At 72.7% G+C, this 9,832-nt stretch carries 11 protein-coding genes; 5 read left to right on the top strand and 6 right to left on the bottom strand.

Annotation, left to right across the window (positions count from 1 at the left end; genetic code table 11):
* Positions 1-2: 2 nt before the first annotated feature.
* Entirely contained in the window at positions 3-494 is a 492-nt protein-coding gene (locus ADK67_RS39900) for a protein-tyrosine phosphatase family protein (RefSeq protein WP_053721785.1), read from the bottom strand.
* Complete coding sequence (locus ADK67_RS39895; protein ID WP_053721795.1) at positions 491-913, bottom strand: helix-turn-helix domain-containing protein; 423 nt, start codon at positions 911-913, stop codon at positions 491-493. The genes ADK67_RS39900 and ADK67_RS39895 overlap by 4 nt, the downstream gene beginning before the upstream one ends.
* A 112-nt stretch (positions 914-1,025) precedes the next feature.
* On the opposite strand from ADK67_RS39895, the gene ADK67_RS39890 reads away from it, so the two are divergent.
* Entirely contained in the window at positions 1,026-2,000 is a 975-nt protein-coding gene (locus tag ADK67_RS39890) for a hypothetical protein (RefSeq protein ID WP_053721784.1), read from the top strand.
* A 59-nt stretch (positions 2,001-2,059) separates the two neighbouring features.
* Positions 2,060-2,461, top strand: coding sequence for a nuclear transport factor 2 family protein (locus tag ADK67_RS39885; protein WP_053721783.1), 402 nt, complete (start codon positions 2,060-2,062; stop codon positions 2,459-2,461).
* A 34-nt stretch (positions 2,462-2,495) separates the two neighbouring features.
* On the opposite strand, the gene ADK67_RS39880 is transcribed toward ADK67_RS39885, so the two are convergent.
* The 4 genes from ADK67_RS39880 to ADK67_RS39865 all read right to left on the bottom strand — a co-directional run bounded on the left by ADK67_RS39880 (position 2,496) and on the right by ADK67_RS39865 (position 7,293).
* The gene (locus tag ADK67_RS39880; protein WP_231648586.1) at positions 2,496-3,656 is read right to left on the bottom strand and encodes a hypothetical protein; all 1,161 of its coding nucleotides are present in this window, start codon (positions 3,654-3,656) and stop codon (positions 2,496-2,498) included.
* A 77-nt stretch (positions 3,657-3,733) separates the two neighbouring features.
* A complete protein-coding gene (locus ADK67_RS39875) occupies positions 3,734-4,495 on the bottom strand; it encodes an SGNH/GDSL hydrolase family protein (protein WP_053721782.1) in 762 nt (253 codons plus the stop codon).
* Positions 4,496-4,565: 70 nt separating this feature from the next.
* On the bottom strand, positions 4,566-5,729 hold the full coding sequence (locus ADK67_RS39870) for a glycoside hydrolase family 3 N-terminal domain-containing protein (RefSeq protein WP_082404520.1): 1,164 nt from the start codon (positions 5,727-5,729) through the stop codon (positions 4,566-4,568).
* A gap of 310 nt (positions 5,730-6,039) precedes the next feature.
* Complete coding sequence (locus ADK67_RS39865; protein ID WP_053721780.1) at positions 6,040-7,293, bottom strand: tetratricopeptide repeat protein; 1,254 nt, start codon at positions 7,291-7,293, stop codon at positions 6,040-6,042.
* A gap of 138 nt (positions 7,294-7,431) precedes the next feature.
* Between ADK67_RS39865 and ADK67_RS39860 the strand changes: the two genes are divergently transcribed.
* The 3 genes from ADK67_RS39860 to ADK67_RS39850 all read left to right on the top strand — a co-directional run bounded on the left by ADK67_RS39860 (position 7,432) and on the right by ADK67_RS39850 (position 9,743).
* Positions 7,432-8,007: a TetR/AcrR family transcriptional regulator gene (locus ADK67_RS39860; protein WP_053721779.1), complete on the top strand. Its 576-nt coding sequence runs from the start codon at positions 7,432-7,434 to the stop codon at positions 8,005-8,007.
* Positions 8,008-8,090: 83 nt separating this feature from the next.
* On the top strand, positions 8,091-8,534 hold the full coding sequence (locus tag ADK67_RS39855; RefSeq protein ID WP_053721778.1) for an LIC_13387 family protein: 444 nt from the start codon (positions 8,091-8,093) through the stop codon (positions 8,532-8,534).
* A gap of 99 nt (positions 8,535-8,633) precedes the next feature.
* Entirely contained in the window at positions 8,634-9,743 is a 1,110-nt protein-coding gene (locus ADK67_RS39850; RefSeq protein WP_231648584.1) for an NAD(P)/FAD-dependent oxidoreductase, read from the top strand.
* The last annotated feature ends 89 nt before the right edge of the window (positions 9,744-9,832 follow it).

The following is a 9,832-nucleotide window of genomic DNA, read 5'->3' as shown; positions in this document are numbered from 1 at the left end:
GCTCACGTCGCCTCGGAGCTGTCGTGGTGGTGGGCGAACCAGGCGATCCACCGCCGCTGACCCGGCGTCTCGACCGCGCGTGGGCGGTAGTGGCGGCGGGTCCAGGCGACCGCGTCGTCGGCGGGGTGGCCGGCCAGGACCGCCATGCAGGCGATCACGGTGCCCGTCCGGCCGGTGCCGCCCGTGCACGCGACCTCGACGCGCCGCCCGGAGCGGGCGAGGCGGTACGCGGCGGTGATCTTCGCGGCCGCGTGCCGGTGGTCGCGCGGCGTGCGGAAGTCCGGCCAGGCGATCCAGTCCGCGGGCCAGTCGGGCTGCCACGGGGCACGCCGGCGGAGCAGCCGGCCGAGGCCGCCGTGCCGGGCGTCGGGCGGGTGGCCCAGGTAGAGGCCGAAGTCCGGCGGCGGGCCCGCCGGGAGGGGTTCGCGCCGGCCACGCCCGCGGACGACCGTGCCGTCCGGCAGTGCGATGGCTCCCATGAACGGCTCGCTCATGCCGTCTCCTCCTCCACCAGCGCGGCGACCAGCCGCAGGACTTCCGCGGTGGCCCGCGCCTCGCCCGTGGTGAGCACCTTCAGCCGGGCTCGCTCCGCGTCGTGCACCGCGTGCAGGTGCAGCACCGGCTTGCCCCGCGGACCCGTCGGCAGGCCGTTGAGCAGGGTGGTGATCCGGTCCGCGGTCTCGGCGTCGATGCCGTCGACGTCCAAGACCGCGGAGACGTCGAGCCGCCGTTCGCGCTCGCCGGGGTCGGCGGGCCGACCGGTCAGGGCCTCGAAGTCGGCTCGGGCGACGCGGTACTGCTTCCCGATGCGCACCGCGTTCAGCCGGCCGTCCCGCACGTAGCCCCGGACCGTGGCCACGTGCAGGCCGAGGCGCTCGGCGACCTGCTCGATCGAGTACCAATCCTGAGTCATCATTACGTATCGCTCCGCATGAAGGCCAACTATAGCGAAGGTTGCGTAAGTCCCGTACGCCGCTCCTCAACGTCACTACGCTGGGCTTGATCGCTTTGGGGGAGGGGTTGCGGTGGTCCTGCTGCGGGAACCGTCGGAGGTCGACAGGCGCAAGGTCGTGGCGGCAGCGGTGCTGCTGGTGGTCGGGGCCGCGCTGGGTGTGGTCGCCGCATTCAGCGGACGCTGGTTCGCGGAGGCCGTCGCCGGGTCCTACGAGGTGCGGGCCGTGGTCACCGTGCACGACTCCGAGACGTCGGAGGGCCAGAACGGGCCTTCGACGACCTGGACCTCCGAGGCGGTGGCCGAGGGCGGGCGGGCGATGCGGTTGCCCGGCGAGGAGGAGTTCGGTCTCGCCGATCCGGTGGTGGTGCGGCTGTCGTCGCTGACCGACCGGGTGCTGGCGGTGCGCGTGGCCGATGGCGGCCTGGTGAAGTTCCACGACCGGGCGGCGAAGGCCGTGCTGATGCCGGCGGGCGCGGCAGCGGTGCTGGTCGCGGGCTGGGTGCTGGTCCAGGCCGGGCGGCGGAACGCGTGGGGGTTCAAGACGGCGTTGTACCCCTTGGCGGGTGCGGCGTTCGCCGCGGCAATCGTGCTCGCGCCGAGCGGTTTGGGCCGTGGGGCGTTCGACAGCGCGACGACCGTGCCGGTGACCGACCTGTCGCAGGTGGAACTGCGGACGGGTGCTCCGCCTCCGGTGGCCGAGCGGGGCGGGGTCGCGCGGTCCGGGGACGCCGCGGTCCGCGTGCTCGAAGTCCGGCGCGGCGCACCGGAGGGCGCGGCGCAGTGGTTGAGCGAGTTCGAGGTGCTGACCGTGGTGGTCGAGGAGACCAGGTCGGCCGCGGGCGAGCCGGTCGCGGTGCGGTTGGTGGCCGACGAGCACGGCGCACCGACCCGCGTGGATGACTGCGCGGGCGCCCCCGGTGCGCTCACCGAGACGTCCGGTCCGGCAACCCGCACCGCGCTGCTCTGCTTCGCGGTCCCGCCGGGCTTCACGCCGTCCTACCTGCTGCTGGGCACGCTGGAGGACCGGGCGCTGCTGACCCTGTGACGACGTTCGCCCGGCGCACGTGTCGCCGACCAGCGCCGAACGAGTGAATAGGAGCGGGTATGACCGACGACGTGGCCGGCCAGGTGATCAAGGCTGAGCAGGATCGGATCCGATGTCTCCTCGACGTGGATCGCGGCGCCTTCGACCGCTTGCACGCCGCGGAGTACCGGTTGTGCAACCCGACCGGCACCGTGTGGACGAAGGCTGAATACCTGGATCTCCTCACCACCGGGCGGGTCGCCTACCGCGAACTGGAGCTGATCGGCGACGTGGACGCCATCGTCGGCACCGACGTCGTCGTCCTCCGCTACCGGTGCGTCATCGAACTCACCGTCGACGGCGCGGACATCCCGCGGCACGATGCCTGGCACACCGACGTCTACACCAATGCGAGCGGCACGTGGCGTTGTGCCTGGTCGCAAGCCACCGGCATCATGGACCTTCCGTCGGCCGCACCCTGACCCGGCACACCGTGCAGTCGCGATGAGGTACGGCCTAGTACGCGGAGGCGCGGACCGCGAACACCGAACGGTTGCCGGCGTACTCGGTCAGCGACCAGAGCTGGCCCTTGGCTGGCCAGTACGAGAAGTCCTCCGGCCCGATCGGCAGCACGTCGTAGTGCATGACGACGGAGCCTCCCGGCGTGAACGTGGCCAGGTCGCCCGCGTTGCCGCTGCCGTCGCTGGTGGAGAGGTAGAACTTGCCGTTGATCGCGGTCGCGCCCTGCATGCTCTGCACCGACACCTCGTAGGCCTCGCTCGCGCGGGCGTAGCCGTCGGAGGAGGTGGTGAGCATGCGGGTGGTGTAGTCGATGGGGAAGCGGAAGAGCCTGCTGCCCGCGCCGGGGTTGGCGTACTCGCCGACGATCACGCTGTCCGGGGTGCTGGTGCGGTCCAGCGAGGCGAACGAGAACCGGATGGCCGCGTGCCCGTTGGTGGTCGACTGGTTGTAGGCGAACGCCTGCGGCAGCACGTACTTGTAGCCGTAGGCCTGGTAGCTGCCGTCGGCCTGGCGGCCGATCGCCGAGCCGTTCGTGGTGCTGGTCTGCCAGAGGTGCCGCATGTCGAACACGCGGAACCCGCTGCTGGTGGAGGCGACGTAGAGGTAGTGGCCGTACCAGAACATGCCGCCGGCGTGCAGGTTGATCGGCCGGAACGAGGCCTGCCCGGCGCTGTTGGTGTACGGCTCGACGAGCAGCACGTGGCGGTAGGTCGGCGCGGACGGCGGGGCGTAGTCGACGAACGAGACCCGGATGCCCCGGTCGATCCCGTCCGTGCCGTTGTCGTACCAGCTGACCAGGACCGCGGTAGAACCCTCGTAGGTCGCCTCGCCGTACGCGTCGGCGGTCGTCGTGATGCCCTGGGGCATCCAATACGCGACGTCGTCGTCACCGTTGTTCCAGCAGAACGCGGCGACGCGGTTGGCCGCCGCGGGGGAGCAGGAGGTGGCGGCGCGGTTGCCGTCGCCGACGACGGTCGGCACGCTGACGTTGGGCAGCGCGGCGTCCAGGTCGTCGATCAGCCCCGAGTAGGCGGTGGCCTTCAGGCGGAAGTTCGCCGCGGGCAACGTCGTCGCCGCCTGCGCGGGCGCCGCGGGAGCGATGCTCGCGACGAGCGCCGCCGCCAGTCCGGCGATCACCATCCGGTACTTGTTCACCAGACCACCACCATTGTTGGTCGAGTACTGACGAAACGCCATCATGGCGGCAGTCGGCACCCCGGCGCAACGGTGGCTCAGACGCGCGGCCTGGCTTCGACGGGCACCCAGTCGGGGTGCTTGCCGGTCACGTCGTCACCGGACGAGATGCCCCGGAGCCGGCGGTTCACCCAGGGCAGGACGTGTTCGCGGTAGTAGCGGGTCTCGGCGCGCAGGCTGCGGCGGGCGGCGGGGCCCGGGTCGACCGCGTGCGCCTCCGTGACGTGCCCGAGCGCCATGAGCACGAGGGACGCGACCCGGCGGTGGCCGGCGGCGTTGAGGTGCAGCCGGTCCGGTGACCAGTACTCGGCCCGGCGGACCTCGACGTCGTTGAACGCGTCGACCAGCAGGACGTCGTGCCGCGCGGCCAGCTTGGCGATCGCGGCGGTCAGCAGCTCGCCGCGGCGGTGGACGGTGCGGCCGAACGGCAGCCGCCGCGACGGGTCGGCCCCGCTGAGCAGCACCAACCGCACCCCGGCCGACGCGCACCGCCGCACCGCCTGCTCGGTCAGCCGGACCAGCCGCACCAGGTCGACCCCGGGCCGCATCATGTCGTTGCCGCCGCCGTTGAGGGTGACCAGCGTGGGCGCGGGCGACAGGGCCAGCGCCGCGTCGAGCTGCTCGGTGGCGATCGGCTCCAGCAGGCGGCCCCGGACGGCGAGGTTGGCGTAGTGGACGGTCTCGCCGAGCGCGACGGCCAGCCCCTCCGCCACCAGGTCGGCCCAACCCCGTGGCGTGCCGTCGGGGCGCTCGTCGCCGACCCCTTCGGTGAAGCTGTCGCCGATGGCCACGTATCGCACTGCTGGTGCCTCCCCCTGCCGGAACGTCGACGGCCAGCATATGAGGCGTTCACCGGGCCCTTGACGTGACTCAGCACACCTGCTTCGCGGCCAGCACCCGGCGGACCGCCTCGTCCACGCGTGGCGCCGGCAGGGCGCCCGACGCCACCGCGCCTTCCAGGTGGTCGAGCACTTCGCCCACGCGACCACCCGACGACCACAGCGCGATGTCCGCGCCGGCCACGAGCGCCTGCGTGACCGCGTCGGGCAGCGCGAGCCGGTCCGTCACCGCGCGCATCGCGCCCAGGTCGTCGGTCATCGCGGGACCGGTGAAGCCGAACTCGCCGCGCAGCAGCGCGTACGCCTCCGGGCTGAGGGTGGCGGGCATGCCGCCGGTCAGGCCGGGCACGTCGATGTGCCCCAGCATCACCACGACGTCGCCGAACCGCGGCAGGTGCCGGTACGGGACGAGATCGGTGTCGCGCAGCGCGTCCAGCGGGGGAGAGGTGACCGCGCCGAGGTGCGAGTCGCCGGTCGTGTTGCCGTGCCCGGGGAAGTGCTTGACGACCGGCGTGACGCCCGCGTTGTGCAGCCCTTCGGCGAACGCCAGCGCGTAGCCGAGCGCGGTGTTCGGGTCGGGGCTGAACGAGCGGTCGCCGATGACCGTGCGGTCGGGTTGGCCGCTGGTGTCCAGCACCGGCGCCAGGTCGGTGGTCACGCCGCGTTCGCGCAGGGCGAGCCCGCGGTCGTTGGCGACCGCGCGGACCTCGTCGGGTGACAGGTCGGCGGCCATCCGCCGGGCGCTGGGCAGCGAGCCGTCGAGCGCTTCGATCCGCTGCACCCGTCCGCCCTCGTCGTCCACGGCGACGGTCAGCGGGAGGGAGGCCGCGGCGTGCACGGGCGCGAGCGCGCCGGCGCTGAGCAGGCCGACGTCGTCACCGCCGATGAAGATCCCGCCCACCTGCTCGTTCCGCACCACGGTGAGGGCGTCGGCGGGCCCGCGCGGGTCGACCCCGACCACGAGCAGCTGCGCCAGCCGTGCCCGCATCGGCAGCGTGGCGATCTTCTCCGCGCACGGGTCCACCACCGGAGGGGGCGGCTCCACCGTGGTGGACGACGAGGTGGGCGACGAGGGTGACGGCATGGCTGACGACGTCGACAGGGCGGCGGCTTGCGTCGGCCGGTCGTCGCGCGCGGTGGTCACCACGGCGAGCGACCCGGCGACCAGGGCGCCGAGCGCCACGAACAGCAGCATCGCCGACGTGCCGACCCTGCGGCCACCTCGCACAGTGCTCACTCCCACATCCCCGCCCGGTCGGCGGTCGGTTGCCCATCGTGCGGGCGGCCATCCGGGCCCGCAACCCCAGCGCAACCGAGGCCGCATTCACATTCCGCGTCACGAGGCATCACCACCATGATATCCGTTGCCGGGATCGTGCCCGAACGGCCGCGTTTCGCCCGGGCGCGGGCGATCGATCGTTTTTCGTGGTGAGGGTGAAATATGAATCTTCGTCCGGGGAGGGTCGGGCGTGGGTGATGATTGTGGTCATCGGGCTTTTCGCCGGTCAGAGGTGCCACCAACGCCGTTTCGGATGTGGTGCGTCACCGGCCGCCGCCGCGTCCCTGGTGTCCGGGTGGTCGGCGCCGAGGCGCGCGGCGCGTTCGGCCACCACGCGGCGGCACAGGGCGGCTGCCTCGGCTTCCTGCCCGGTGCCGGCCAGGGCTCGGGCCACGTTCAGCGCCAGTTCGTCCTCGCGGATGGTCGGCGGGTCGACCAGGGCCTTGCGGTCGATCCGGTCGCACGCCTCGGTGAGCCGGGCGTCGGTGAGCCGGGCGTCGGTGAGCTGGGTCTCCGCGAGTTGGGCGTCGGCGAGGGTCCTCGCCAGCGTCCAGTCCTCGTCCCTGGCCGCCTGCGCCCAGCCGGTGGCGTCGCCGTGTTCCACGAGGTCGAGGACGCCCTGGCCGGCGGGCCTGCGGTAGAGGTAGCCGGCGCGGAAGGCCAGCCACCGGGCGCGGTCCATGGTCGGCAGCAGCGGCGAGATGTCGGCGGCGCACTGCGCGTCCGTCGGTTCCGGGACGAGGACGATCGGGTGCTCGCCGTCGGCGGGGGTGGCGTCGTCGAGCAGGGTGCCGACGAAGTGCCGCGCGTCACCGTTGAGGAGGGCTTTCGCGTGCGAGCGGCCGAGCGTTTTCCCGATTCCGCAGGCCAGGAAGAGGGTGTGCCACTCGTCGCGCGCTTGGACGAGGTTGTCGACGCTGAAGTACTCCTCCGGCGGCGGGCCGTGCCACAGGTGGTGGAATGCGGAGTAGTCGACGCGGGTGTCCCGTGCGCGGTGGACGTTCGGTGACCGCTGGTCGGGCAACAGGCGGCGAATGGCGTCGTCCGAGCCGATGACCAGCGGGAAGTTACCCGGGAATCGGATGAACAGCGGGCGGCCGTGCGGTAATCGGCGACCGCGTTGGGCGCGGGGTACCACCACGCCGTGCTCGTCCACGGTGACGAAATCCTCGTGCTCGTCGCGGAACAGGTCGTCCAGGCGGACGCAGGAGAACCGCGGTCCCAGCGAGTGGGCCAGGTTCGCGGGCTTCGACGCTTCGCGCCACGGCGCCGCGTCCGGGTGTCGCCCGCGCAGTTCACGCCAGTCGGCCGGACCGGATAACAGGACCATCCCGTCCCGGCCGACCAGCAGTTCCACCACCAACCGGAACAACTCGAACGGCTGCGTCAGGCCGGGGCGCGCGGTTATCTCGGTGAGCGAGACCGTGCTCTCGGGCAACACCAGGCCCCGTCGACGCAGGACGAAACCGGAATCGCTCATCAGCGCATGCTAGCGGGTGTGATTCGAGCCACGGCGTGCGCGCGTGGAAATGGTGGTCGGGGATATTTCGCCGCGCTGTAGTGAAACTGTTTCGCGCCTCGAACCGTCCGCCGAGTCCGGACACTACTGTTCGGTCCCATGACGAGAGGACGCGTCACCCGCGAGGACTGGACGATGGCGGCGCTGCGCGCCCTGGCCCGCGGCGGGGTGGCGGCGGTGGCCGTCGACACGCTCGCCGGTGAGCTCGGCATCACGCGCGGCAGCTTCTACTGGCACTTCAAGGACCGCGAGGCGTTGCTCGTGGCGGCCGTGGAGCTGTGGGAGCAGCGGACCACCGCCGACCTCATCACCCGGCTCGCGTCCCTCGACGACCCGGAGGAGAAGCTCCGCGAGGGGTTCCGGGCGGCGCTCGGCGCGGAGGTCGTCGCGGGCCTGGAGCCCGCGCTGGTGGCGCACGCCGACCACCCCGTCATCGCGCCCGTCCTGACCAGGGTGATCGAGCGGCGCATCGCATACCTCGCCGAGTTGTACGCCGAACTCGGCCTGACGCCCGCGGTCGCGCGTCGGCAGGCGGTCGTCGCGTATGCCGCCTACCTCGGCTGGGCGGAACTGCGGCGCGTCGCCACCGCGGTGGTCCCGGAGGTCGCGGTGGACGGTCCGCGCGGACGGGCGGGGTTGAAGCACCTGATCGACCAGTTGACCGCCGTTCGGTAGGCGTGTCACCGGTCACCTCCGTTGACATACAGGACTGTACGGATCAAACATACAGCTGTGCATGGTCAACGGAGGGTGGAGCGATGCGCGGGTTGAGGGTGTTCCGGATCGGCGCGTGGGCGTGGGTCGCGACCGGCTTGGGACACCTGGCCACCGCGGTGGCGATCGGTCTGCGCCCCGAGGACCCGGCGGCGGCACGTGCGCTCGCGGCGATGCGGGAGCACGGCATCGAGATCGCCGGTGTCCGGCGCAGCCTGCGCGACCTCGACCAGGGCATGTCGCTCGTGATGGCCGCCGCGCTGGTCTTCGGCGGTGTCGTGTGCCTGCTCGTCGCGCGGTCGGCGCCCGACCTGGTGACGCGGTCGCGCACGTTGAGCGGCCTGTGCCTGGCCGGGTCGCTGGTGGTGCTCGGCCTGTCGCTGTGGCTGCTGCCCCTGCCGCCCATCGTCCTGTTCGCGGTGGCGTGCGTGGCGTTCGGTCAAGCTCTCGGCGCGGCCCGGCCGGAAGTTTCCGCGCAGCCCGCGTGACCACCCGATCGCGTCGCGACCGCGTGCTATACCTGAAGTGCCACAAGGGGAACAGCTCCGGTTGATCACGGGAGGCAGGTCGTCGACATGGTTGCGCGCGTGGTCGTCATCGGTGCGGGTGTGTACGGCGCGGCGGTGGCCGCTGCGCTGACGCGGAGAGGCGCCCGGGTCACCGTGGTCGACGCGGGCGCGCCCGGCGGCGGCACGTCCGGCGCGACGTTCTCGTGGACGAACTCCTGCGGCAAGCAGCCGCGCTCGTACCACGACTTCAGCGTCATGGGCATGGCCGCCCACCGGCGGCTGGCGGCCGACGTGCCGCACAGCGACTGGTACCACGAGACCGGCAACCTGGAGTGGGCCGACACCGACGCGGACCGGGCGGAGCTGGGCCGGAAGGTCGCCGACGTCCTCGACTACGGCTACGAGGCCCGGTGGCTCACCCGGTCCGAGGCGTTGGCCCTGGAATCCGAGGTGAACCCCGCCGCGCTGCCCGCCGACGGGATTGCGTACTTCCCGCGCGAGGGCTGGGTCGAGCCGACCCGCCTGATCGGCCACCTGCTGTCGACGGCGGTCTCCGCCGGCGCGGAGGTCGTGCGCGACGACGCGGTGACGGACCTTGAGGTGACGGCCGGCGCGGTGCGCGCGGTCCGGCTCGCCTCCGGGCGGCGGCTGGCCGTCGACGCGGTGGTCGACTGCGCGGGGCCGCAAGCCGCGCGGATCGCCGCACTGGCCGGGTTGGCGTTGCCGATGCGCAACACCCGCGGCGTGCTCGTCTACACCTCGCCGGTCGCGGTGGCGGTGGCGCGGGTCGTCCACGCGCCGCACGTCCACCTGCGGCCGGACGGAGGTGGGCGGTTGCTGCTGCACAGCCCGGAGGTCGACGACGCGGCCCGCGTGTCCGACCGCGGTGAGATCAGCGTGGACCCGTCGGCGGTGGCGGAGGTGGTCGAGGCGGGCCGTGCGCTCTACCCGGGCATCCGTGCGGCGTCGGTGGAGAGCGTCCGGGTGGGTGAGCGGCCCATCCCGGCCGACGGCCTGCCGGTGCTCGGCCGGGTGGTCGAGCTGCCGAACTTCCACTTCGCCGTGTCGCACAGCGGCGCGACGTTGAGCCTGCACGCCGGTGACCTGGTCGCGGCGGAGGTGGTGGGCGAGGACCGGAGCGACGCCCTGGCCCCGTTCCGGTTCGAACGGCACGCCGCCGTCCACTGAGGACCGCTCGGGTCTGCCACGGTGAGGACCGCCCGGTCCGCAGTCGGTGAGGGCCGCCGAGCTTCGGCCAGCCGTAGCGGCGACCCGCC

The sequence above is a fragment of the Saccharothrix sp. NRRL B-16348 genome (genome assembly GCF_001280085.1).
Classification (GTDB): domain Bacteria; phylum Actinomycetota; class Actinomycetes; order Mycobacteriales; family Pseudonocardiaceae; genus Actinosynnema.
The sequence above is the reverse complement of the archived record's forward strand: the minus strand, read 5'-3'. Positions and strand labels throughout refer to the sequence as shown.